The 24,738-nt window shown below is 63.4% G+C and carries 18 protein-coding genes; 10 read left to right on the top strand and 8 right to left on the bottom strand.

All coding sequences use genetic code 11. The annotated features are described in order from the left end of the window. Positions 1-6: 6 nt before the first annotated feature. From ACMV18_RS12315 to ACMV18_RS12295, 5 genes are all read right to left on the bottom strand, one after another. Positions 7-3,012: a type VI secretion system Vgr family protein gene (locus ACMV18_RS12315; protein ID WP_420818087.1), complete on the bottom strand. Its 3,006-nt coding sequence runs from the start codon at positions 3,010-3,012 to the stop codon at positions 7-9. A 102-nt stretch (positions 3,013-3,114) separates the two neighbouring features. Further along, on the bottom strand, positions 3,115-4,143 hold the full coding sequence (locus ACMV18_RS12310) for a CaiB/BaiF CoA transferase family protein (protein ID WP_420818086.1): 1,029 nt from the start codon (positions 4,141-4,143) through the stop codon (positions 3,115-3,117). Beyond that, positions 4,140-6,299 carry a 3-hydroxyacyl-CoA dehydrogenase NAD-binding domain-containing protein gene (locus ACMV18_RS12305; protein ID WP_420818085.1) on the bottom strand — a complete coding sequence of 720 codons (2,160 nt, stop codon included), beginning with the start codon at positions 6,297-6,299 and terminating at the stop codon, positions 4,140-4,142. Before ACMV18_RS12305 ends, ACMV18_RS12310 begins: the two co-directional genes overlap by 4 nt. A 17-nt stretch (positions 6,300-6,316) precedes the next feature. Continuing rightward, positions 6,317-7,522, bottom strand: a complete 1,206-nt coding sequence (locus tag ACMV18_RS12300; RefSeq protein WP_374255662.1) for an acetyl-CoA C-acetyltransferase — start codon at positions 7,520-7,522, stop codon at positions 6,317-6,319. Positions 7,523-7,560: 38 nt separating this feature from the next. Continuing rightward, entirely contained in the window at positions 7,561-8,715 is a 1,155-nt protein-coding gene (locus tag ACMV18_RS12295) for an acyl-CoA dehydrogenase family protein (protein ID WP_420818084.1), read from the bottom strand. Positions 8,716-9,021: 306 nt separating this feature from the next. Between ACMV18_RS12295 and ACMV18_RS12290 the strand changes: the two genes are divergently transcribed. After that, entirely contained in the window at positions 9,022-9,660 is a 639-nt protein-coding gene (locus ACMV18_RS12290) for a TetR/AcrR family transcriptional regulator (protein WP_374255659.1), read from the top strand. A 30-nt stretch (positions 9,661-9,690) separates the two neighbouring features. On the opposite strand, the gene ACMV18_RS12285 is transcribed toward ACMV18_RS12290, so the two are convergent. Continuing rightward, positions 9,691-10,965 carry a DEAD/DEAH box helicase gene (locus ACMV18_RS12285; protein ID WP_420818083.1) on the bottom strand — a complete coding sequence of 425 codons (1,275 nt, stop codon included), beginning with the start codon at positions 10,963-10,965 and terminating at the stop codon, positions 9,691-9,693. A 74-nt stretch (positions 10,966-11,039) separates the two neighbouring features. On the opposite strand from ACMV18_RS12285, the gene ACMV18_RS12280 reads away from it, so the two are divergent. Together ACMV18_RS12280 and ACMV18_RS12275 are read left to right on the top strand one after the other, a co-directional pair. Next, positions 11,040-11,381: a zinc ribbon domain-containing protein YjdM gene (locus tag ACMV18_RS12280; protein WP_420818082.1), complete on the top strand. Its 342-nt coding sequence runs from the start codon at positions 11,040-11,042 to the stop codon at positions 11,379-11,381. A 107-nt stretch (positions 11,382-11,488) separates the two neighbouring features. Continuing rightward, entirely contained in the window at positions 11,489-12,520 is a 1,032-nt protein-coding gene (locus ACMV18_RS12275; RefSeq protein WP_420818081.1) for a diguanylate cyclase domain-containing protein, read from the top strand. Positions 12,521-12,538: 18 nt separating this feature from the next. Here ACMV18_RS12275 and ACMV18_RS12270 read toward each other — a convergent pair whose 3' ends face one another. Beyond that, positions 12,539-13,060: a MerR family transcriptional regulator gene (locus ACMV18_RS12270; protein ID WP_374255652.1), complete on the bottom strand. Its 522-nt coding sequence runs from the start codon at positions 13,058-13,060 to the stop codon at positions 12,539-12,541. A 152-nt stretch (positions 13,061-13,212) separates the two neighbouring features. On the opposite strand from ACMV18_RS12270, the gene ACMV18_RS12265 reads away from it, so the two are divergent. The 5 genes from ACMV18_RS12265 to ACMV18_RS12245 are packed head-to-tail and all read left to right on the top strand — an operon-like array spanning position 13,213 to position 19,788. After that, on the top strand, positions 13,213-14,826 hold the full coding sequence (locus ACMV18_RS12265; protein WP_420818080.1) for an acyl-CoA carboxylase subunit beta: 1,614 nt from the start codon (positions 13,213-13,215) through the stop codon (positions 14,824-14,826). Between the two features lie 35 nt (positions 14,827-14,861). Continuing rightward, positions 14,862-16,016: an acyl-CoA dehydrogenase family protein gene (locus ACMV18_RS12260; protein WP_420818079.1), complete on the top strand. Its 1,155-nt coding sequence runs from the start codon at positions 14,862-14,864 to the stop codon at positions 16,014-16,016. 37 nt (positions 16,017-16,053) lie between these two features. Then, entirely contained in the window at positions 16,054-16,893 is an 840-nt protein-coding gene (locus tag ACMV18_RS12255) for an enoyl-CoA hydratase/isomerase family protein (protein ID WP_420818078.1), read from the top strand. 13 nt (positions 16,894-16,906) lie between these two features. Continuing rightward, positions 16,907-18,883, top strand: coding sequence for an acetyl/propionyl/methylcrotonyl-CoA carboxylase subunit alpha (locus ACMV18_RS12250; protein ID WP_420818077.1), 1,977 nt, complete (start codon positions 16,907-16,909; stop codon positions 18,881-18,883). Then, positions 18,883-19,788 (top strand): 3-keto-5-aminohexanoate cleavage protein, encoded by a 906-nt coding sequence (locus ACMV18_RS12245; RefSeq protein ID WP_374255645.1) that lies wholly within the window; start codon positions 18,883-18,885, stop codon positions 19,786-19,788. The genes ACMV18_RS12250 and ACMV18_RS12245 overlap by 1 nt, the downstream gene beginning before the upstream one ends. A 6-nt stretch (positions 19,789-19,794) precedes the next feature. Here ACMV18_RS12245 and ACMV18_RS12240 read toward each other — a convergent pair whose 3' ends face one another. Next, positions 19,795-22,158 (bottom strand): CHASE domain-containing protein, encoded by a 2,364-nt coding sequence (locus tag ACMV18_RS12240; protein WP_420818076.1) that lies wholly within the window; start codon positions 22,156-22,158, stop codon positions 19,795-19,797. A 298-nt stretch (positions 22,159-22,456) separates the two neighbouring features. Here ACMV18_RS12240 and ACMV18_RS12235 point away from each other — a divergent pair, with 298 nt between their 5' ends. Both ACMV18_RS12235 and ACMV18_RS12230 read left to right on the top strand, forming a co-directional pair. Further along, positions 22,457-23,602 (top strand): GGDEF domain-containing protein, encoded by a 1,146-nt coding sequence (locus tag ACMV18_RS12235; protein WP_374255642.1) that lies wholly within the window; start codon positions 22,457-22,459, stop codon positions 23,600-23,602. Then, positions 23,599-24,732, top strand: coding sequence for a GGDEF domain-containing protein (locus ACMV18_RS12230; RefSeq protein ID WP_420818075.1), 1,134 nt, complete (start codon positions 23,599-23,601; stop codon positions 24,730-24,732). The genes ACMV18_RS12235 and ACMV18_RS12230 overlap by 4 nt, the downstream gene beginning before the upstream one ends. Positions 24,733-24,738: the final 6 nt, after the last annotated feature.

Here is a 24,738-nt window from a genome sequence, read left to right as displayed (position 1 = left end):
CGTCCTTCAGGCGCCTGCAGGCGCAGCAAATGGGCTACCTGCTTGCATGGCTTTGAGCATGCAGGTCACGCAAACCGATTGAGGAAAGCTCGGCATCTGCCAAGACTGCGTACCACCGCCCACCATCGACTTCTGCCCCGCGTGAACAGACAACTTGCCCGGACACTGTGCGGTAAAGTGCCCGCCTTCAATCGTGATGCTCGCGCCACCCGACACCGCCAGCACGACCTTTTTGGCGGCGGCCAGATTCACCACACCGTGGGCGGTTTTCAACTCCAGGGTTTGCTTGGCGGCCAGTTGGGCCGGCCCGGATTGCGCTTGCAAGTCGACGTTGCCTTGCGCCGCCATCAGGGTGATTCCCTTGCCCGCCGCCTCGGCCCCGGCCTGAACCGCACCAGCCAGCACGCCAATTGCCTGAGCGGTGTGGACACGAACCATGCCGCCCACCGCTGCCGTCAGATCCTGTCCAGCGGCCGCTTGCAAGGTGTCTTGCGCACTGAGGTGGATGTCTCGGCCTGCGGTCAAACCCAAGCCGCCCTTGCCCACCAGCACCAGATTCGGATCACTCATGTGCGGCAGCTTGTCGGCAGCAGCTTGCTGATGCTTGCTGGCCGCGTCAGTCAGGGCGTGCGCCAGGCTGACGGCACTGACCGTGCCATTGAGACTCTTGACCAAGGCGTGCGCCGGTGCCGCCTCGGCATCCATCAGACTGCTGCCGGCCTTCAGACTGCCCGCGTGGGTGGCCAGTCCAACGGTTTTGTGGGTGCTGGCAGCTTGATGAAAGGCCTGTGTCAGCTGTTGCGCCTGCTTGGCCAACGCGACACCAGCCACGTTGTCGCCCGCACCATCGTCTGGCTGGCTGAGGCCCGATCGCAAGCCGTAGGTGCTCAACAAAACACCACGTGCAGCGCGCACCCCGCCCCAGGCATCCGTCCGCAACTCAAACCCCAAGCCGCGGAAGCTGCCCCGGTGGTTGTCGGCCTGATGCAGCAAGTGTCCCATCTGCAACCAGGTTTGGTGCTGTGTGCTGTGCAGCTGCGTACGCAGTTGCCCTGGGGTGTCATCCATCACCCACTGATTGAAACCCGCCCCACCCCACTCCTTGCTCTTCACGCCACTCATGGCTGCCGCATTGTTCTGAGCGAGCGCTCCCTCCGCGGCCACACCAGCCGCCGCACCATGCCAAGCAGGACTGTGTCCCCCTGCACCCTGGCCCACTGCATTCATCTGACTGCCGGGCTGATGGTCGGTTGAATCGGCCAGTGCACGGCGGTCGGACACGGCATCCTCGCCTCCGGGAGTGGGCGGCTCGCCCGAGGCGCCCTGCCCGTTGTACAGCGAGGCCAGCACAAACGGCCGGTCCATGTCGTGGTTCAAGAAGCCCACCAGCACTTCCTGCCCCACGCGCGGGATGAACTGGTGCCCCGCCCCCGCTGCAGCCGAACGCTGCACCACACGCAGCCAGCAACTGTGACGGGCACTGCGCGCACGCGGCTCACCGTTCTGCCAATGAAAGCGCACCCGCACGCGTCCCAGGGCATCGGTGTACACCTCGTCGGCTCCATGGCATCGCTCGTCCCCCTCGGGCCCCACCACGATCGCGGTTTGCATCCCCAGTGCGGTGGGGCGGGGACGAGGGCGCATGCCGGTCTCATCCAACAAGACGGGACGCCAGGGCACCTCACGGCGCACCGCTTCAAACTGGCAGGCAAACCCCGTCGCAACCGCTCGCTGACGCCATGTCGCCTCATCGAGCGCCCAATGCGGGCCGGCCTGATCGGCCATCCAGACGCTGTCATCAGGCCAAGTTGCCTCGCCCAGACACTGGTCGATCTGGTCTTGTGCGTCCTTGGGCAGGTTGTTGACGCCCACCGCACGCACACGGGTGAAGAAGAAGGCTTGGTCCTGCGTCGACTGGGTGATGGCCGCCCACGTCCCTGCGCGCAAGGTGCGCACGGTGCCATGCCCCAGCCAGGTCTTGTATCGAGCCTCGTGTGCCTCTTGCAAGCAACGGGCAGCAAATTGCGCTTCGGCTTGATTGCACCAGAGAAAGTCCCCCGTCGGGTCGTAGGCGCTCAACCAGTTTTGCAGGCTACGCACCTCTTCGCTGGCCCATTCGTGGTCGGTGCTCACCTCGGTGGTGATGGCGGCATTCGCCTTGTAGTCCCAACCTTGCAGCACCGTGGCCGTGGGCGCCAGTTGCCGAACGGCCATCAGCGCCTGGATGCTGTCTTGCTCTTCCTGGCTGCTGCTGCCATGAAAGCGGATGCCGGCGCCACCCAAGGCGGAAGCACTGGTGGCATCCTCCTCTTGCGCACTGCTGCGCACAAAGAAGACCACCGTGTGCCCGCCTGGGGCCTGATCGTCTTCGACCACGCGCCAGGCAATCCCCTCCTCGGCCAGCAGACGCTGAATGAATGCGAGGTCGGATTCGCGATATTGCACGCAGTGACTGCGCAAGCCTTCATTGCGCGCAAACAGACCGTTCGAGACGTGGGCTCGCACGTCGTCATCCCAACGCCAGGCAGCGATGTCCGGATGCTCGGCCAGCACCGCATCCACGATGTCCATGACGGACTGGTCTTGCCAGATGCGACTGTTCAGGGTGTGAGCCAACAAGGCCACCCAGGGGCGCACCAACAAAGCTTTGCGCGCCAGCCCGCCGTCCTCTGCCAGCGACCAGGCATCGATCACGTAGCCGCTGCGGCGGGTGCGCTGCCCATCGGCCAAGGTCGTCCACAGGGTCACGGGCCGCGCGTACAACTGCTTGAGCTCCACATGCGCATCCAGCACCAAGGCCTGGATGTGCAGCGAGAAGGGCTCGGACACGGCCTCATCGAGCACAAAGCGCTCGACCATCAACTCGATTGGCAAGGCGCGCGCATCGCTGACGCTGTCCAAGCGACAGAGGCGTGCATCGCTTCGCCAAGTCTGCAGCAAGGCCTGCCAGTCCATGCCAAAGGCGCGCAGCGACGGCCGCTCCAGCCAGCCTGAGGAGCCCGGCAAGTTCATGATGTCCCTGGGATTCAAATGATTTGGCCAGGGAGTCTAGAAGTCAGGGCACGCGCTGCCCGCCCCTCCAATGGGGTGAATGTGCAACGGCCGGTAACGCCCTCAGGGCACGACCGTCCACGCTTGCACCGTGGTGCGCCCGGCAAACAACGGATGGGCTCGCGCCTCCTCCATGGTGAGCACCGGGGTGACGCACGCATCCGCATGCGCAAAATGAGCCACCCACCACGACAAGGTCTGGCTGGCCACCAGGGCCGCGACCTCTTGCTTCAGGGCTTCGCAATCGCTTGAGCCCGGCATGACACCGCGTTGCCAGTGACGATCTACCCAATCCGGGCGCCCAAAGACCTCGCAGGCCTCACGCCAGAACTTGTGCTCGAGCGCGCCCACGGCCAGATGACGGCCGTCAGCGGTGCGGTACACGTTGTAGCAAGGCAGCCCGCCATTGAGCAGGTCTTCACCGGCCTGAGGTCGATGTCCCAGAATCGGGGCGAGCAAGGTCGCGGTGGATTGCGGCACCACCAGGTGGGCAAACAGCCCATGCGTCATGCTCACATCGAGATGGCGGCCACGGCCTTCGCGCTGGACCTCCAGCACGCCCGCCAGGACGGCGATCGTCGCCATGGCCGAACCACCCGCCAGATCACCCCACTGCACATTGGAGATGGTCAAACTGCCATCCGTGGAGCGCACCTGGTCGAGCACCCCGGACATGGCCATGAAGTTCAGATCATGGCCTGCCTTCTGCGCCCATTCCCCTTGCTGACCATAACCCGTGATGGACACCATGACCAGGCGCGGATTCAGGGCATGCAAGGTGGGGTAGTCCAGCCCCAAGGCTTGCAACACACCGGGCCGAAAGCTGTCGACCATGACGTCGGCCGTGGCCAGCCAGTCCCTCAGACGGGCCAGATCGTCTTGCTTGCGGAAGTCGATCTGCCGACATGTCTTGCCATGATTCAAGGCCTTGAACATGGCCCCCAGTGGGCGCGTGGGATCGCCTTCTGGCGGTTCCACCTTGATGATGGTGGCCCCCAGATCTGCCAACATGCGCGTGCTGAACGGACCCGGCAGGTTACGGGTCAGGTCCACCACGGTCAAGCCGCTGAGCAACGAAGCCAGGGGGCTCACAGCACGTCCTCGAAACGACCGCCTTCTTGGGCCATTTTGACGACCACTGCAGCCGGCTCGAACCGTGCGCCATGCACTTGCGCCAACTCACGCGAGCGCGCCACAAAGCGCTGCGCACCCATCGCATTGATGAACTGCAGCGCGCCGCCTTGATGCGGCGCAAAACCCCAGCCAAAGATGGACCCGATGTTGGTGTCCGCCACCGATCGCACCACGTTCTCTTCGTAGCAGCGTGCCGCCTCGTTCGCCTGAATGAACATCAGGCGGTCCACCAGTTCTTGCTGGCTGGGTTGCTCCGCCTTGGGTGGGTAGATCTCCAGCAAGCCAGGCCACAGGGATTTCTCCTTGCCCTGGTAGTCGTACAAGCCCTGGCCGCTCTTCTTGCCGACGCGACCGCGCACGCCACAGACCTCTTGCAAGACGGCTTCACCAGGATGCGCTGGATACGGCTTGCCCTCGGCAGCGAGGTCTTTGCGGGTCTGCTCGGAGATGTGCAGCGACAAGCTCAGCGACACCTCGTCTTGCAAGGCCAGCGGTGGCATGGGCATGCCCGCCTTCAGCCCGGCCACTTCGACCGAGCGTGGATGCACGCCCTCGGCCACCATGGCCAGCCCTTCCATCACATAGGTGGCAAACACGCGCGAGGTGTAGAAGCCACGCTTGTCGTTGACCACGATGGGGGTCTTGCCGATTTGGAGCACGTAGTCAAAGCCGCGCGCCAAGGTTTCATCGGAGGTCTCGGCGCCGACAATGATCTCGACCAGTGGCATCTTGTCCACGGGCGAGAAGAAGTGCAGGCCGATGAAGTTCGCCGGGCGCACACTGGCTTTGGCCAGGCCCGTGATCGGCAAGGTGGAGGTGTTGGAGGCGAATACCGCGTCAGCCGCGATCACCGCTTCGGTCTTTTGCGTGCAAGCAGCCTTGATGTCGCGGTCTTCGAACACCGCTTCGATCACCAGGTCACAACCGGCCAGGTCGTCATACGACGTGGTCGTGTGGATGCGCGCCAGCAGGGCATCCCGCTTATCGGGCGTGCTCTTGCCACGGCTAATGGCCTTGTCCAGCAAGCCTTGTGAGTAGGCTTTGCCTTTTTGCGCATTCTCGAGGCTGGTATCCAACAGCACCACGTCCATGCCGACCTTGGCCGACACGTAGGCAATGCCCGCACCCATCATGCCGGCCCCCAGGATGCCGACCTTCTTGACCTGAGACGGTGGCAGCCCCTTGGGACGAGATTGCCCCTTCTTGATGGCATTGAGTTGGTGCCACAGGGTGCCAATCATGTTCTTGGAGACTTGCGACACCACACAGGCGGCAAAGTAGCGCGACTCGACTTGCGAGCCTGCATCGAAGTCCAGCAAACAGCCTTCGAACAAGCAGCTCATGATGTGCGTGAGCGCAGGATAGTTGCCATGCGCTTTGGCGTTGGCCATGGAGGGCGCAATCGCCAGCATTTGCACAACCGATGGGCTCTTGCTGTCGCCGCCTGGAATGCGGAAGCCCTTGGTATCCCAGGGGGCCGCCGCCTTGGGGTTGGCCAGGCACCATGCCTTGGACTTGGCAACCAGCTCATCCAGCGAGCCAGCCAGATCGGTCACAAGGCCCAGTTCTTTGGCCTTGGCAGGGGTCAGCTCCTTGCCTTGCGTGATGAGCTCGAAGCTCTTCTGGATGCCGATGAGGCGTGGCACACGTTGGGTGCCGCCGCCGCCCGGCAGCAAGCCGAGCTTGACTTCTGGCAAGCCGAGCTTGGTCTTGGGACTGTCGAGCACGATGCGCGCGTGGCAGGCGAGCGCCAACTCCAGGCCCCCGCCCAAAGCCGTGCCGTTGATGGCCGCCACCACCGGCTTGCCGCACTTTTCCATGCGGCGCAGCATGGCCTTGAGGCTCTCGCACAGTTCGTACGCCTCGTCAGCACGGGTGATCTGCGTGAGCTGATCGATGTCCGCGCCCACGATGAACGTGGACTTGGCCGAGGTGATCACCAGCCCCTTGAGGGCCGCATCGGTTTCCAGACGTGTGACCAGCTCGGCAAACGGCGCGGTCAAGCTGGGGTTGAGGACATTCATGGCCCGATCGGGCATGTCGATGGTGACCAGGCCGATGCCATCGGCGTCGATGTCCAGTGTGAAAGCCTGGGTGGCGACAGATGCTGTCATGAGGTCTTCCTCCCGAATCAGACGCGTTCGATGATGGTGGCGATGCCCATGCCGGCACCAATGCACAGCGAGGCCATGGCCGTGGACTTGCCGCTGCGCTCGAGTTCATCCAGGGCCGTGCCCAGGATGATGGCGCCGGTAGCCCCCAGGGGGTGGCCCATGGCGATGGCCCCGCCGTTGACGTTGACGCGGTCCAAAGACACACCCAGATCACGGGCCGTCTTCATCGGCACCGTGGCAAAGGCTTCGTTGATTTCCCACAGGTCAATGTCGCTGGCCTGCATGCGGGCCTTGTTCAAGGCTTTCTGGCAGGCTGGCGTCGGGCCGGTCAGCATGATGGTGGGCTCAGAGCCGATCACCGAGCACATGCGCACCTTGGCGCGCGGCTTCAGGCCCGCCTTGATGCCCGCTTCTTTGCTGCCCAGCAGCACCAGCGCGGCCCCGTCTACGATGCCGGACGAGTTGCCTGCGTGATGGACGTGCTGGATCTTTTCGATGGTGGTGTACTTGTCCAGCGCGGTGGCATCAAAGCCCATGGTGCCCATCATTTCGAACGAAGGCATCAGTTTGGCCAGCGATGCCACCGAGGTACCGGGCCGAATGGTTTCGTCCTTGGCCAGCATCGTCAGGCCATTGAGATCCTGCACCGCCACCACGGAGCGGTCAAAGCGCCCATCCGCCTGCGCAGCGGCCGCACGACGGTGAGACTCGGCCGCGTACGCATCCAGATCGGCACGGCTGAAGCCTTCGAGCGTGGCGATGAGGTCGGCGCTCACCCCTTGCGGAATGAAGTTCAGAGCGGTGTTGACACGTGGGTCCATGGCCCACGCACCGCCGTCGCTGCCCATGGGCCAACGGCTCATGGACTCGACGCCGCCCGCCACCACCATGTCTTCCATGCCCGACATGATCTTGGCTGCGGCCAGGTTCACAGCCTCCAGGCCCGACGCACAAAAGCGCGACAAGGTCACCCCGGCCACCGATTCGGCCCAGCCGGCATCCAGCACCGCGGTGCGGGCAATGTCCGCGCCCTGCTCGCCCACAGGCGTGACGCAGCCCAGGACCAGGTCATCCACCAGCGACGTGTCCAGTTGACTGCGTTGCTGCAAGGCCTGCAGCAGGGTTCGCAACAGCCACACGGGCGTGGCCTGGTGCAGGCTGCCGTCTTTCTTGCCTTTGCCACGCGGCGTGCGCACAGCGTCGTAAATGTAGGCTTCGATCATGAACGTTCCTTCCGGAAGAGGATCTCAGGGATGAGGGATCACAGGAACCGCGAAGCGAGTTCTTTCATGATCTCGTTCGTACCGCCGTAGATGCGCTGCACGCGCGCATCGGCATACAGGCGGGCGATCACGTATTCCTTCATGTAGCCATAGCCGCCGAAGAGCTGCAGGCATTCGTCAATCAGCTTGCATTGCTGATCGGTGATCCAGTACTTGAGCAGCGCTGCGCGCTCCACGCCCAACTCGCCCTTGAGGTGCGCCACCATCGCGGCATCGACCATGGCACGCGACGCCATCAGCAGCGCCTGGCACTCGGCCAGCTTGAAGCGGGTGTTCTGGAACTGGAAAATGGGTTTGCCAAAGGCCTGACGCTCTTTCGTGTAGGCCAGTGTTTCCTGCATGGCCAACTCCATGGCTGCCACGCCACCCACGGCCACGATCAGGCGCTCTTGGGGCAGTTCTTGCATCAACTGGAAGAAGCCCATGCCCTCTTGCAGGCCCAGCAGGTTTTCAGCGGGCACCACCACATCGTCAAAGAACAACTCGGACGTGTCCTGGGCATCCATACCGATCTTGTCGAGGTTGCGCCCGCGACGGAAGCCGGTGACCGCGTCGGTTTCGACCATCAGCAGCGAGATGCCCTGCGCGCCCTTGCTCTTGTCGGTCTTGCAGACCACCACGATGAGGTTGGCCAGCTGACCATTGGTGATGAAGGTCTTGCTGCCGTTGATCTTGTAGGTGTCGCCATCGCGGACAGCGGTGGTGCGCACGCCTTGCAGGTCAGAGCCCGTACCCGGTTCGGTCATGGCGATGGCGCCAATGAGTTCACCCGTGGCCAGCTTGGGCAACCAGCGCTGCTTTTGTTCCTCCGTGCCGTAATGCAGGATGTAGGGCGCCACGATGCCCGAATGCAGCGAACCACCAAAACCGGACTGGCCTGCCGCCCCTTGGGCCAGGATCAGCGCGGCCTCGTGCCCGAAGTCACCACCCGCGCCACCGTATTCCTCGGGCATGGATGCGCACAGGAAGCCATTGGCACCGGCTTCCAGCCAGGCTTCGCGATCCATCATGCCTTGCGCGCGCCAGGCCTCGTCCTTGGGGCCCCACTGTTCTTTGAAGAAGCGGGTCGCCGACTCCAGCAGCATCTTGTGCTCGTCGGTCATCCAGGTGGATGCAAAGTTGTGGATGGGCATGGACGGTCTCCTCGGTATGGGCGATGTGAGCTGTTGTGTTCAATGCACCGCCAGTGAGCGCGACATCGACCATGCAGACACACAAATCGGTAATTCAAATTACCGTTAGTAGAAACCCGTACAGAAGACATCCGGCACGACAAAACTTTTGACTTTGTCGCGCGCAATGCCATTAGGCATCGCGACATTGGCGTTTTGAACATCTTGAACAAGCGCAGCCAAACCGGCAAGAGGTGTGCCCCGATTTTTGCGAACGATCGTTCATTTGGTAATATGAATTACCAACCTGGAAAGCCTCGTTTCCCCATGACCGCATCAGCCCCTCAGGATCACCCCGCCAGCCATGAAGCGCGCCGCGCCGTGCTGGCCACCATGCGCCCCGACACCCTTCACCGGATTGAGCAGGCGGTGCTGAAGCTGTTTTCGCAAAAGGACTTTCACGAGGTCAGCCTGATCGATGTGGCCCGCACCGCGCATGTGTCTTTGCAGACGATTTACAAGTACTTCGGCAGCAAGGAGGTGCTGGTCTACGCCATGCTGGACGTGATGCTGGGCCGCCTGGCCGAGCGCATGCTCGATCACCTGCAAGGCATTGACGATGTGCGTGAGCGACTGCGCAAGACCTGTTGGGTGACGGTGGACTACATGGACAAGCACCCCGCCGTGATCCAGTTGTTTTTCACGGCGGTGCCGGTGTCACGCCACAACCAGATCGGGATATATGAGAGCCCCGAGCTGATGGGCGCCTTCCGGGGTGTGTTGAAAGACGGTCAAGCCCGCGGCGTGCTCAACAACAAGGTGTCATCCAAAGTGCTGCTGGATGTGTTCATGGGCATCATTGGACGCGTCATCCTGATGCACATCGTACGAGGCGAAAAGCGCCCCCTGATCGAACAGTTCGACGACTTTTTCGACATCGTGTGGCGCGCGATGTCGAATGCGTGAGCGCGCCGTGCGCTGATGACAGGCCCAGGGTCAGGACTTGACCGTCTTGGCCGCCGCTGCGCGGAGCTTGTCTTTCTTGCTGGGACGACGGCCCTTGATGCCGCCATGGGGATCCAGCCCTCGGGAGCCAGCGGGCGCAACGTCGATCACCGGCGCCTCGGTGGGCTCGAAGCCATCCAGGCGCTCACGGGGCACGCGCAGACCCTGCCGCTTCTCGATCAGGCGGAAATGTGCCTCGGCATCCGGGGTGATGAAGCTGATGGCCAGTCCACTGGCGCCCGCACGCCCGGTGCGGCCGATGCGGTGGATGTAGTCGTCCGGCGAGCGTGGCAAATCGTAGTTGACCACCACTGGCAACTGGGCGATGTCGATGCCGCGCGCGGCCACGTCGGTGGCCACGACCACCTGCAGTTCGCTGGCTTTGAAGGCGTCCAGCACCTGGCGACGCGCCCCCTGGCTGAGATCGCCATGAAACGCAGCAGCGTGGATGCCGGCCCGGTGCAACTTGTGGGCCACAAGCTCCGTGGCGTATTTGGTGGCGGCAAACACCAGAACGCGTGAGGTGCTGCCCCAGTCGCTGGATTGAATCAGGTGGCGCAGCAGTTGCGCTCGACGCGGCGCATCGACCTCGATGGCGCGTTGCGTGATGTCCGGACGGTGCTCGGGCGCCTGCTCGATTTCGATGCGCAACGGGTTGTGCAGCAGGGCCTGTGCCAGTTCTTGCACCTCCGGCGCGAAAGTGGCCGAGAAGAACAGGCTCTGCCGGCGCGCCGGCAACAACGCCAGGATGCGCGCCAACTCATCCGCAAAGCCCAGTGCCAGCAAGCGATCGGCTTCGTCCAGCACCAGGGCCGCCACCGACCCCAGAGACAGCGCGTTGTGATCCACCAGGTCCAACAAGCGCCCCGGCGTGGCCACCACCACATCGGCACCACCACGCAGGGCCATCATCTGCGGATTGATGGACACGCCGCCAAAAGCGGTCACCACCTTCAGGGCTGGCGTCAAGGCTTGGGTCAGTTCGCGCGCAATGTCGCCCACCTGCACCGCCAGCTCACGTGTGGGCACCAGGATCAGCGTTTGCAGACGGCGGGGCGTGCTGCGGGGACGCTGCAGCATCTGCTGCAAGAGTGGCAACAGAAACGCTGCCGTCTTGCCGGACCCGGTTTGCGCCAGACCCAAAACGTCCTGCCCCGCCAGAATGGCCGGAATCGCTTCGTGCTGGATGGGCGTGGGATGAACAAAGCCCTGATCGGCTGCGACGCGAGCCAGGGAGGAGGAGAGACCAAGGGCAACAAAAGGCATGCCCGCAGTGTACGTGCCTCCACCCACATTCCCCCTGCGACAATACGGGTTTTGGTCTGAAGAAAGTGCCCGCGATGTCCACGATTCCCGCCTGCCCCGTCTGCGCCATGGAGAACACCTACCAGGATGGCGACAACTACGTGTGCCCGGACTGCGCGCACGAGTGGCCGGTGGCCGCTCAGGCCGAAGAAGCTGACGCAGAAATGGTGATCAAGGATGCCCATGGCACCCCGCTGGCCGACGGCGATGCCGTGATCCTGATCAAGGACCTGAAGGTCAAGGGCTCGTCCCTGGTGCTGAAGAAAGGCACCAAGGTCAAGAGCATCCGCCTGGTCGGCGGCGACCACGACATCGACTGCAAGATCGACGGCGTGGGCAACATGTCACTGAAGTCCGAATTCCTGAAGAAGGCTTGATGCGCGCAGGCCCCTTTGAACAAGGGGTTCACCGGGGCTTTGGTTTTGGTGAGGGCTGCCGATAACCCTTCACCGAACCGATTCAGTTTTCCTCACCGGGTCATGCCATGGCGGATCAAGAGCTCTCCCACCCTGTTCCTCACAACGAAGTGCAGCGTCTGCAGGCGGTGCACAGGCTCGGCTTGATGGACAGCCCGCCGGATGCGGATCTGGACGCCTTGTGCCGTGTGGCTGCACACACTTTTGGTGTGCCGGCAGCCGTCATCTCGTTGATCGACGTGGATCGCCAGTGCTACTTGGCCCGTGTGGGCGTGGACGTGGCGGAGTTGACGCGAGAAGAATCACCTTGCGCCCACGCCATCATGTCGCCCGATCAGATTCTGGTCGTGCCCGACACCACCCAGGACCCGGTGTTTGCCAAACACCCGCTGGTGGTCGACGAGCCACATCTGCGCTTTTACGCAGGCGCCCCCCTGGTGGATGCCGAAGGGCTGGCGGTGGGCACATTGGCCTTGCTGGACACCACACCCCATACGGGCTTGAGCGAAGGTCAGGCGGAGGCGCTGCATTCCCTGGCCCAAGTGGCGTCCAACTTGTTGCAAAGCCGTCGGGAGCACCGCGAACTGCAACATCTGGCGTCCACCGATCATTTGACCGGCTTGGCCAATCGCGCCCAGTTCAACCGCGCGCTGGAAGTGGAATTGGCCCATGCCATGCGAACCGGCGAGCCGTTCACCGTGGTCTACATGGACCTGGACGGCTTCAAGGACATCAGCGACGGCTTTGGCCATGGCGCGGGCGACGAGGTGCTGCGCGAAGTGGCCAACCGCCTGAGTCAGCAGGTACGCCTGGGCGACGTGCTGGCCCGCTTTGGCGGCGACGAATTCGGTGTGGTGATGCGCCACGGCGGCGAAGAATCGGCCGAGATTCTGGCTCGCCGCATCGTCAAGTCGGTGTCCACCCCCATCACGCTGAGCAGCGGTGACACCGTGGGTGTGGGCATCTCGGTGGGCATGGCGGCTTACAACGACGCCACCGAATCGGTGAAGGCGCTGCAAGAACAGGCCGAGCAAGCGCTGTATGAGGCCAAACGCCTCAATGAGCAGCGCTGGAAGATGTTCGTCAGCGGCGTGCGCTGACGTGCTCACAGCCACGCATCACGCGTGGCTTTTTTTCTTGTCGTTCAGCGTCTGGCGGCAACGTGCATTGATGGCCCGCAGTTCTGCCAGCGACGCGTCGATCTGTGCACGCTTGGCTTCCAGTTCCGCAATCGAGGCATCGGTCTTGTCGATGACGAACTGCAACTGCTGGATGCGACCTTCCCCGTGCTGACCGTACATGTCGAGGTAGTGCTTGATCTCGGCCAGCGGCGTGCCCAGTGACTTGGCACGCAGGATGCGCGTCAGGCGCGCACGATCCACTTTGTTGTACACCCGCGTCCCGTTGATGCGGCGTGGTGCCAGCAGCCCCTTGGTCTCGTAAAAACGCAGGGCGCGCGGCGACACCTTGTAGAGCTCGCACACCTCGGCGATGCCCATCAGTGCATCCACCTCGTGATCGTCGGCCTCGTCAAAAGCCCAGGACGGCGGAGACCCCAGTTGCACTTCGTCATCCACCATTGGCTTGTTTTCGGTATTCGCTTTCACTTGGGCCACCCAGGCAGGAGTTGGAACAGTCATGACGCATGCCGCTTGACGCACTTCATGAACACGGAAGCAGCGTAACGACCCGGCCAGTTGACCGGCATAGGTAGTTTACCTGATAAGCATCCGGTTGACGTTAACGTCAACCAAATCTACATTGGGCAGGACTCATCAAGATTGGTTTCAAGATGCCTGCCCTGCGATCTGCACTCAACACCAAATCGGACGCCTACCGCACGAACGTCGCGCGGATGACCGAGCGCCTGGACCAGGTTCGCAACCTGGAAACCCAGGTGCGTGACGGTTCGGCCGACAAGCGCGACAAGTTTGAAAAGCGCGGGCAGTTGCTGCCTCGTGAACGCGTGGCCCGCTTGCTGGATCGTGGCACGCCCTTCTTGGAGTTGTCGACGCTGGCAGGTCTGGGCATGCACGACGACGACGGCAAGAAGAGCATCCTGGGGGGCGGGACGATCATCGGGATTGGCATCGTGGCCGGCAAGCGCTGTCTGGTCACGGCCAGCGATTCGGCCCTCAAGGGCGGCACGGTGTCGCCCATGGGCCTGAAAAAGGGCCTGCGCGCCCAGGAGATCGCCCGAGACAACAAGCTGCCCGTCATCACCTTGGTCGAGAGCGGCGGCGCCAACCTGATGTACCAGAGCGAAATTTTTGTGGACGGCGGGCGCAGCTTTGCCAACCAGGCACGCCTGTCGGCCATGGGCATCCCGCAAATCGCTGTGGTGCATGGCTCGTCCACTGCGGGCGGCGCCTACCTGCCTGGTCTGTCGGACTATGTGGTGCTGGTGAAGGGTCGCTCGAGCATCTACCTGGCCGGCCCTCCGCTGGTGAAGGCCGCCATTGGCGAAGATGCTACCGACGAAGATCTGGGCGGGGCCGAGATGCACGCCAGTGTGACCGGCCTGGGTGAATACCTGACCGACAACGACGCCCACGCGATCGCCCTGACCCGCGACCTCGTCGATAAGCTGAAGTGGGATGCCGCGACCTCGCCCCGCCCGGATGTGGTCGCCCCCCTGTACGACGAACAGGAGTTGCTGGGCTGCATCCCGGCCGACGACCGCGAACCCTTCGACACCCGCGAGATCATCGCCCGCATCGTCGATGGCTCCGACTTCCTGGAGTTCAAGAGCGAATACGGCAGCGAGACCCTGTGCGGTCACGCCCGCATCAACGGTCATCTGGTGGGCATTCTGGGCAACAACGGCCCGATTCAACCCACGGGCTCGACCAAGGCAGCCCAGTTCATTCAGCTGTGCGACCAGTCGGGCACGCCGCTGATCTTTTTGCAGAACACCACCGGCTACATGGTGGGCTCGGCCGCCGAGCACGGGGGGGCCATCAAGCACGGCTCCAAGATGATTCAGGCCGTCGCCAATGCCCGCGTGCCCAAGTTCACCGTGACCCTGAACGGTTCGTTTGGCGCGGGCAACTACGGCATGTGCGGCCGAGGCTTTGACCCACGGTTCATTTTCAGCTGGCCCTCGGCCCGCACGGCCGTGATGGGCGGCGCGCAGGCGGCCAAAGTGATGGAGATCGTCACGCGCGGCAAGATGGAGCGGGCCGGCATGCCCGTGAACGACGCCATGCTGGAAGGCATGTCGGCCGAGATCCGCAAGCGTCTGGATGCCGAATCGAACGTGCTGTTTGGCACTGCCCGCCTGTGGGACGACGGCGTGATCGACCCCCGCGACACCCGCCGCGTCCTGGCCATGTGCCTGGACATGGCCGCCGAGGCCGAGCAACGCCCCCTGCGCCCCAACACCTTTGGCATCGCGCGCCTGTAAGCGAGCCATTTCCCACAAGAACCGAGGAGACCACCATGCTGTTCACTGCCGAGCACCGCGCCATTGGCGACACCGTCAAGCGCTTTGTCGAAAACGAAATCAACCCCTTCTGCGACGAGTGGGAAAAGGCTGGCTTCTTCCCGGCCCACGAACTCTTCAAGAAAGCAGGCGACCTGGGCCTGCTGGGCATCAAGTACGACACCGCCTACGGTGGCATGGGACTGGACTTCTCGTATGCCGCCGTCGCCTCGGAAGCCTTTGGGGTGGCGAATTGCGGCGGGGTACCCCTGGCAATTGGTGTGCAAACCGACATGTGCACCCCTGCCTTGCACCGTTTCGGCTCGGAAGCCTTGAAGAAGGAATACCTGGCTCCGGCGATCGCCGGGGACATGGTGGGCTGCATTGGCGTGAGCGAAGTGGGTGGCGGCTCGGATGTGGCCGCCCTGAAAACCACAGCCAAGTCCGATGGCGACGACTACGTCATCAACGGTTCGAAGATGTGGATCACCAACGGCATGCAGGCCGACTGGTGCTGCCTGCTGGCCAACACCTCCGAAGGCAAGGAGCACGAGAACAAGTCGCTCATCATCGTGCCGATGGATGCCAAGGGCATCGAGCGCCAGAAGATCGACAAGCTCGGCATGCGAGCCTCGGACACCGCGCAGCTGTTCTTCGACAACGTGCGAGTGCCCAAGCGCAACCTGATTGGTGTCGAAGGCACGGGCTTCATGATGCAGATGCTGCAGTTCCAGGAAGAGCGTCTGTATGGCGCCGCCAATTCGCTGCTGATGATGGACCGCCTGATCGACCAGACCATCGACTACTGCAAAGAGCGCCACACCTTCGGCACACCGCTGATCAACAACCAGGTGATCCATTTCCGTCTGGCGGAGCTGCGCACCGAAGTCGAGTTGCTGCGCTCGCTGACCTACCGTGCGGTCGAGGAATACGTGGCCGGCAAGGATGTGACCCGACTGGCCTCCATGGCCAAGCTCAAGTGCGGTCGCCTGGTTCGCGAGGTGGCCGACAGCTGCCTGCAGTACTGGGGCGGCATGGGCTTCACCTGGGACAACCCGCTGGCCCGCGCCTACCGAGACGGCCGCCTGGTCTCCATTGGGGGCGGCGCCGACGAAATCATGCTCGGCATCATCGCCAAGCTGGAGGGCACCTTGCCCAAGAAGGCTCGCTGAGTCGCGCCGATTCATTGCTCCCACGCAAGGTCCACCCATGAGCCACGCCACCATTCAGGTCCAGACCACCCAAGGTGTCTGCACCATTGCCCTGAACCGGCCAGAAGTTCGCAATGCCATGTCACTCGCCATGGTGCATGAACTGCTGGCCGCCTTGAAAGCAGCCGAAGCGGACCCCGATACCCGTGTGGTGGTGTTGCGCGGCCAGGGTGGCCATTTCTGTGCCGGTGGCGACATTGGCGACATGGCCCAGGCCCGCATGAAGCTGGCCGCGCAACAAGCGCAAGTCGATGCCGGGCAGGCCGTCACTGCACGCAACCCGATCGAGGAAGTGAATGCCGCGTTTGGCCAGTTGTGCCTGGCGTATGCCCGCTCCGGCCTGCCCATCGTGACCGTGCTGGAAGGCACCGTGATGGGCGGCGGCTTTGGGCTGGCCTGCGTGTCCGACGTCAGCCTGGCGCGAGACAACGTGAGCTTTCGCTTGCCAGAAACCTCGCTGGGCATCATCCCCGCCCAGATCGCCCCCTTCCTCGTGGAACGACTGGGCTACGCCGAGGCCAAGCGCCTGTCGGTCACAGGTGCACGCGTGGATGCACGAGAAGCCTTGACCATCCGACTGGTGCATGAAGTGCATGCCGATGAGGCCGCCCTTGAGGACGCCTTGCAGCAAACCCTGGCGCGCATCCTGGCTTGCGGCCCTCAGGCCATTGCCACCACCAAACGCTTGCTGGAGCGTGCCCGCCAGTCACCCGCTGAAAGCCTGATCGATGACGCCGCTGCTTTGTTTGCCCAAGCCGTGCTGAGTGAAGAAGGCCAGGAAGGCACCCAGGCCTTCATGCAAAAGCGCAAGCCCCGCTGGGTTCCCCCATCCGCTTGAGGATGCAAGTCATATGCTGAAAAAGATCCTGATCGCCAACCGCGGGGAAATTGCCTGCCGCGTCATCCGCACCGCCCGCAAGCTGGGGTACCGCACGGTCGCGGTCTACAGCGATGCCGATGCCCAGGCGCCGCACGTGAGTCTGGCTGACGAAGCCGTCTGCATTGGTCCGGCACCGGCGGCCGAGTCCTACCTGAAGGGCGACGTGCTGCTGGACGCCTGCCGTCGCACCGGTGCCAACGCCATCCACCCCGGCTACGGCTTCCTGTCCGAGAACGCGGCCTTTGCCGAAGCCTGCCGCGACGCCGGTGTGATCTTCATCGGCCCTTCGCCGGAAGCCATTCGCGTCATGGGCGACAAGGCCGGGGCAAAGGCCGAGATGATCAAGGCCGGCGTCCCCACCGCACCCGGCTATCTGGGCGCCAACCAGGATGATGAACACCTGATTGGCGAAGCCGAGCGGCTGGGCTTTCCTTTGCTGGTCAAGGCCGTCAGTGGTGGCGGTGGCCGCGGCATGCGCCTGGTGCATCACAAAGAAGAGCTGCCCCAAGCCATCACCAGTGCACGCCGTGAAGCCCAGAGCGCTTTTGGCGACGGCACGCTCATGCTGGAGCGGCTGATCCTCAACGGTCGCCACATCGAGATCCAGGTGTTTGCCGATGGCCACGGCAATGCGGTGTACATCGGCGAGCGTGACTGCACAGCCCAACGCCGCCGTCAGAAGGTGATCGAAGAATCGCCCTCCCCTGGGGTGAGCGCCGAGATGCGTGCCGCCATGGGACGCGATGCCGTGCTCGCCGCGCAGGCCATCCACTACTGCGGCGCCGGGACCATCGAGTACATCGTGGACCAGGATTTGAACTACTACTTCCTGGAGATGAACACCCGCCTGCAGGTGGAGCACCCGGTGACCGAAATGATCTCGGGCCTCGATCTGGTCGAGTGGCAACTGCGTGTCGCCGCCGGTCAGCCTTTGCCACGGACGCAGGACCAGATCACGCTGAGCGGCCACGCCATCGAAGCCCGCCTGTACACCGAAGACCCCTATGCCAACTTTGCGCCCCAGACCGGACGCATCGCCTGGTGGCGTCCGGAGCAGGCCTTGTACGACGGCGTGCGCATCGACGCCGGCATCCGGGAAGGCGGCGAGGTCACACCGCATTACGACCCCATGGTGGCCAAGCTCATCGTGCATGGCCGTGATCGTGACGACGCCATTCGCCGCCTGATCGCCACGCTCGACGATGCCCCCCTGCTGGGCTTGCAGCACAACGCCCGCTTCTTGCGGGACCTGGTGGATCACCCACGCTTCCGCGAAGGCAGCATGACCACCACGCTGATTGACCAGTGGCAAGTCGACGGGGAGCCCCTGCTGCAACGCCCGGTGGCCAGCGACACCTGCTGGCTCATTGCCGCAGCCTTGCACGCGGTGCATCACGAAGGGCACGCCACCGGCCTGCGCGCTGCCAGCGTCGCTGGCTACGACCTGCCCCTGCAGTGTGCCGACACCCGACGCACCCTGCGGGTTCAACACGGCAGTGGTGACATTTATCTGGTTCACCCCACACCCACGGCCCCGGCGACCTCGCTGCGCCTGATCTCGCATGATGCGACGACCGGCTGGCTGCGCTATGAACTGGATGGCATCCAGCGTCGGCTCCGTGCCGTGTGGGTCGCCGACACCCTGCACCTGGTACAGGACGCCGCGGTCTTCACCTTCACCGAAGTGTCGGCCTGGCCCGATCAGGGGGCAGGACAAGATCCGAGCCGAGGACTCGCCCCCGTCGCCGGCACGGTGGCGCAGGTGCTGGTGAAGGCTGGCGACAAGGTCACAGAAGGTCAGGCGCTGCTCAGCATCGAGGCCATGAAGATGGAAATGTGGCTGTCCGCGCAGGCTCCGGGCGTGGTCAAGGCAGTCTATGCCACCCCGGGCGAACAGGTGCAGGCCAAGACCCTGCTGATCGACATCGAACTCACCAAGGAAGACTGATGGACAAGGCAATTCTGACCTGCGCGCTCACCGGCGTGCTGACCGATCCGACCCAGCACCCTGTGCCCGTGACCGCCAAGGAAATGGCCGCCGCTGCTCGCGAGGCCTACGATGCCGGCGCCGCCATCATGCACGTGCACCTGCGCCGGCAGGAACCCGGCATGGGTCGCTTCCCGAGCTGGGACCCCGCCGTGGCATCCGAGATTGACACCGCCATCCGCGAGGCCTGCCCCGGCGTCATCATCAACCTGACCACCGGCGTGGTGGGCGCCGACATCTCCGGTCCGGCCGCCTGCATTCGCGCCGTGCGCCCTGAAATTGCCGCCTGCAACGCGGGCAGCCTCAACTACCTCAAGATCAAAGAAAACGGCCAATGGGCCTGGCCCCCCATGCTGTTCGACAACACGGTCGACAAGGTCAAGGCCATGATCGACGTCATGCACGAGACCGGCACCCGCCCCGAATTCGAATGCTTTGACGTGGGCATCGTGCGCTCCGTGGGCATGTACAAAAAGGCCGGCATGACCGATCACCTGGAGTACAACTTCGTGATGGGCGTGGCCTCGGGCATGCCAGTGGATGCGGACTTGCTCAAGCTGTTGGTCAAGTACCGTGAACCCGGCACCTTCTGGCAAACCACACTCATTGGCCGTGAAGAAATCTGGCCGGTGCACCAAGCCACGGCAGACCTGGGCGGCATGCTGCGCACCGGCGTGGAAGACACCTTCTACCTGCCCGGCGGTGAACGCACCACCGGCAACGGTCCGCTGATCGAAGCCTTGGCGGCCTGTGCACGCCGGGCTGGCCGTGAAGTGGCCTCCCCCGCCGAGGCGCGCCAGATTCTGGGCCTCAACCCCGCGTCGGCCCATGGCGTGTTGAGCAGCACACAGGCGCAAGCCGCCTGACCGCGTTCAGCGGGCAGGCTCGCCGCGGTACAGACACCAAGTACCGCGGCCAGCCTGTTTGGCCTTGTACATCGCAATGTCCGCCTGCCGGATCAACGCATCGACATCATCGCCATCATTGGGATAGATGCTGATCCCCACGCTGCAACCGATGTTGGCGTCATGGCCACATGACAGCCGGAAGGGCTTGTTCAAGCGATCGATGATGGCGCGCGCCACCAGGATGGCACCTTCCGCACTGGTGAGATCCTCCAGCACCACCACAAACTCATCCCCGCCCAGGCGTGCCACGGTGTCGTTCTCGCGCAAGTGCAGGCGCAAACTGCGAGCCACCTCCTTGAGCAATTCATCCCCCGCCTCGTGTCCATATTGATCGTTGACCGCCTTGAAACGGTCCAGATCCAGGAACATGACGGCGCAGGTGTGCTGCGTCCGGTGCATGCGCTCCAAGGTGTGACCCAGACGTGACTGCAACAGCATCCGATTGGGCAAGCCTGTCAGCGGGTCGTGGTGAGCCAGGCGCTCCATCTGGGTCTCGGCGTGCGGAATGCGTGTCATGTCGGCATACACGCCCACAAAGTTGGACAGTTCACCCCGTTCATTGCGCACCGCACTGATGGCCAGCCAACTGGGGTAAATCTCCCCACCCTTGCGGCGATTCCAGATCTCGCCTTGCCAGCCTCCGTCGTCCAGAATGTCTCGCCACATCTTCTGGAAAAACTCGCGTTGATGACGTCCGGACGCCAGCAGGCTCAAGCGCTGTCCCATGACCTCGGACTCGGCGTATTCGGTGATGCGCTCGAACGCTGGGTTGACCGCCACCACGCAGCCGCTGACGTCGGTGATGACGACCCCCTCCTGCGTCGACCGGAACACGGTGGCGGCCAGACGCAAGCCCTCTTCCTGCTTGTAACGCTCACTGACGTCCCGGGTGACTTTGGCAAACCCCGTGATCTGCCCGGCCGCATCACGCATCGCGGTGATCAGCACACTGGCGCGAAACAGCGATCCATCCTTGCGGATGCGCCAGCCTTCTTCACTGTAGCGCCCCGTGATCAGGGCTGTGGCCAGCGCCTTCTCGGCGGCACCTGCCGCGCGGTCTTCCTCCGTGAAGAAACAGCTGAAGTGACGCCCCACCACCTCGGCAGCCGACCAGCCTTTGATCCGCTCGGCCCCGGAATTCCACGTCATGATGGTGCCGCGATCGTCCAGCATCACGATGGCGTAATCCTTCAGCCCTTCGACCAGCAGCTTGAAGCGCTCCTCGCCATCGGAGATGACACGGGTCATGCCCGCCGCCAGTGCCTCGGCGCGCAATCGGGTGTTCAGCCACACCCACGTCAGCACGCACAACAGCAACCCCGTGACCCCCACACCCAGCATGGCCAGCCACCGATAGCGGGTCTGATCGGCCTGCTGGTAGCCTGAAGCCGGCTCGTAGCGTACCGACCAGACTCGCCCATTGATCTCCATGGGCAAGGTCACGGCCAAGTCGCGCAGCAGCAGGTCATCTTTGCTGGTCATGCCGGCGCGGCTGTCAAACAGCAGGGACTCGATGGCGCGACCATCGTGGCCACGATCACTCAAGCGGATGGACACCGCTTGCCGGTCGCCCTGCAACACGGCATCAATCAGGTCCTTGAGTCGAAAGGGCGCGTACACCCAACCCTGCAACACGGCGCGACGCTGCTCCACCGTGGGCGGACGCACGCCGCCCCGGTAAACCGGCAGATAGGCCAGAAATCCCGCCTGGACATCGACATCGGTTTCCTGCTTCAGGGTCACACGTCCGCTGTAAACGATGTCCGAACTGTCCCGCGCACGCAGCATGGCCTCGCGACGCACCGATTCCGACAGCATGTCAAACCCGAACGCACGGATATTGCGTCCGTAAAACGGCTCCAGGTAGGTGATCACGCCATAGGTGTCGCGCGCGCCAGAGGGGCTGATCGCAAACTCCGGAAAGCCCTCCGCCCGGACACCGTTCACATAGTCCGGCGCCGTGGCAGCCGTCAGATGCTTGGCATAGCCCAGTCCCTGAATGCCCACATAGCCCTCGTCCAAGGCCAGGCTGGCCACATACGCGTGCCACTCAGCGCGGCTGACATCACTGGAGGCACTGAACAGACCCGCTGCACCGCGCAGGATTTCGTCATAGGTCCGAACGCGCTCTCGGAGCCGCTCATGCAGGCGGGTGGCATAGGACGTGAACTCGGATTGCCGACTCAGCTCTTCTTGACGGCGCAGTGTGAAATCGGTGAACGCCAACGCCAACAAGCTGAAGACGAACGGTATCAGCACCGGAAAGAACCGGTACCGGTCACCCTCGGTCGGCACATCGGCTGGCTGGCTGGCGGCAAGCTGGTTCATGGGTCTACGGTCTCGATCTGGAACAAGATCTTGCGGACGACTACGACCCTCGGGGCGCCCGCAAGTGCAACCCCGAACTCATTGTGAATGCTTTGTCGAGGCAAAGCAGTGAAAAATCACCCTAATCCACCACCTAAATGGCGTGGATTGCGCTGCCGGCCTCGTCGAATCCCCTCAGGACTTTCCCTGAAACCCCGTTTACATCTGTGCACGAATTGACGGGAGCGTCAAGGCGGCGCCGCTCGCGCAAACCTTCGGTGGCATGATGAATTCCCTGCACTGATGAGTCGACTTGTCCATGGCGAATGCGTCCACCGCGACCCCCCATCTGGGCGAGACGACGTCTCGCCTGTTGGCGCTGGACAGCTCGGCCCAGTTGGCGCGCAACAAAGGGCTGAGACGGCTGCGTCTGACCGTCTTGCCCTATGCGATCGGGCTGAGTGCGGCCTACGTCGGTCTCGCGCTGGGTGCCGTCAAGCCCTGGGCGGCTTATCTGCTGAGCGCTTGGTGCTCACTGAGCCTGCTGACGATTTACGTCTTGCTGAAAAGCCACTCGACCTTGCGGTCGCCCGATCCCTCCCTGACCTTCCCCCAAGTTCTCTGCGGCTGTGTGGCCGTGGTCATTTCCTATACCGCCATCGATGTGGCTCGCGGGCTGGCCTTGCTGTGGCTGTGCCTGCTCATGCTCTTCGACATCAACCGGCTGTCGGTGCGGCAATTGCTGATGGCCTCCTTCGGGTCCTTGAGCCTGATGGCGCTCGCCACGGCCCTCCATGACCACTTGCATGAAGGCCGCATTGACGCTGTCTCCGAGTGGGTCAGCCTGGGCATGGGGGCAGTCATCATGCCGGTGATGCGCCTGGTCTCGCTGAAGAGTTACCACTGGCGCAGCCAGATGCTCGCCCAGCGGACCCAGTTGGCCGAAACCGTGACGCAGCTGGCCGAGGCGTCGGTCCGAGACGCCCTGACCGGCCTGATCAACCGCCGCCACATGCAGAATTTGCTGGAGAGCGAATGGCGACGTCTGCGGCGAACCGGTCAACCGTTTTGCTTCGCCATTCTGGATCTGGATCACTTCAAGCACATCAATGACGCGCACGGCCATGCCGTCGGTGACGCGGTGCTGCGCACGTTCGGACACCTCAGCACGACACAACTGCCCGCCACCGATCTGCTGGCACGCTGGGGTGGCGAAGAGTTCCTGTTGCTGATGCCCGAAACGCCACTGGACGTGGCCCGCAAGCGCCTGGATTTGCTGCAAGACAGCTTGCGCTTGCACAATTGGTCGGCGCTGGCCAACGACCTCTCGGTCAGCTTCTCGGCCGGACTGTGCCAGCCCCAGGGCGATGGGCCCTTGCACCGTCAACTGGAACGCGCAGATCGCGCACTGTATCGGGCCAAGGCGGAAGGACGTGGCAGAACCGTGGAGGCCGAGTCCGCATGAGCCACACCTCCTCTCGGTTATCTGACTGGCTGCTGGGCACCGACCCACGCATGCGAGACCGAACCTTTCTGTGCCTGCTGGCTGCACTGGTGTACTTGTGCTGGGCCGTGCTCATGCTCACGTTCACCATCCCCAAGGGACGCGTGAGTGCCGAACTGGGCTCGGTTTTTCTGACCCTGATGTTCCCCGCCATCTTTGTCACCTACCCACTGGTTCGCATGGGGGCCACACGCCACCTCAAGGACCCGGGCCTGGTGGCCCCCCAGATCCTGTGGGGCGGCATGATCGCCTCACTGGGCTACGCCACCGTGCCCACGGCCCGCGCGCCGCTGCTGCTGTCGCTGGGGCTGATCCTGGTCTTTGGCTTCATCAACCTGAGCTCGCGGGTCGTGGTCTTCATCGGCGCGGCCCTTATCGGCATGCTGATGTGCGTGCTGCTGGTCGGCACGTTCACACCTCTGCCGCAGTTCAACCCGGCCTCTCAGTTGGTGAAGCTGTTGACGGCAGCCTTCATCCTGGGCTTGATCACCGTTCAATCGCGCAAGTTTGCCAAGCTGCGGGAGCGCGTGGCGATCGAGCGGCGTCAATTGGCCGCAGCCCAGCGTGAACTGGAGCACGTCACGCACCACGATGGTTTGACCGGCTTGTTCAGCCGCCCCTATTTGCACAGCCTGCTGGAGCAGGAACACCGCCGCGCCCTGCTCAGTGGTCGCTCTTTTGGCGTGATCCTCATCGATCTGGACCATTTCAAGGCCATCAATGACCAGCATGGTCATCAGGTCGGTGATGCCGTGTTGATGGCCTTTGGTCGCGTGGCACGCGAGGCCCTGCGCGAAACCGACTGGATCGGGCGCTGGGGGGGCGAAGAGTTTCTGGTGCTGCTACCAGACGCGGACGCCAAAACCCAGGCACAACAGATCATCGAGCGCCTGCGCCTGGCACTCACGCAGACCACTGCGGTCGAGACCCTGCCCGACCTGCACATCACCTTCTCGGCAGGCTACGCCTTCTGGCAAAGCCAGGAACGCATCGAGCACCTGCTGGAGCGCGCGGACCGGGCCCTGTATGCCGCCAAGCGTGCGGGACGCAACTGCGCGGTGGCCGCCCAAACCGAGCTGGACCCTGCCTGAGTCAAA

This window comes from Aquabacterium sp. (assembly GCF_048860245.1).
Lineage (GTDB): Bacteria > Pseudomonadota > Gammaproteobacteria > Burkholderiales > Burkholderiaceae_C > Aquabacterium.
This window is presented reverse-complemented; position numbering and strand designations above follow the sequence as displayed.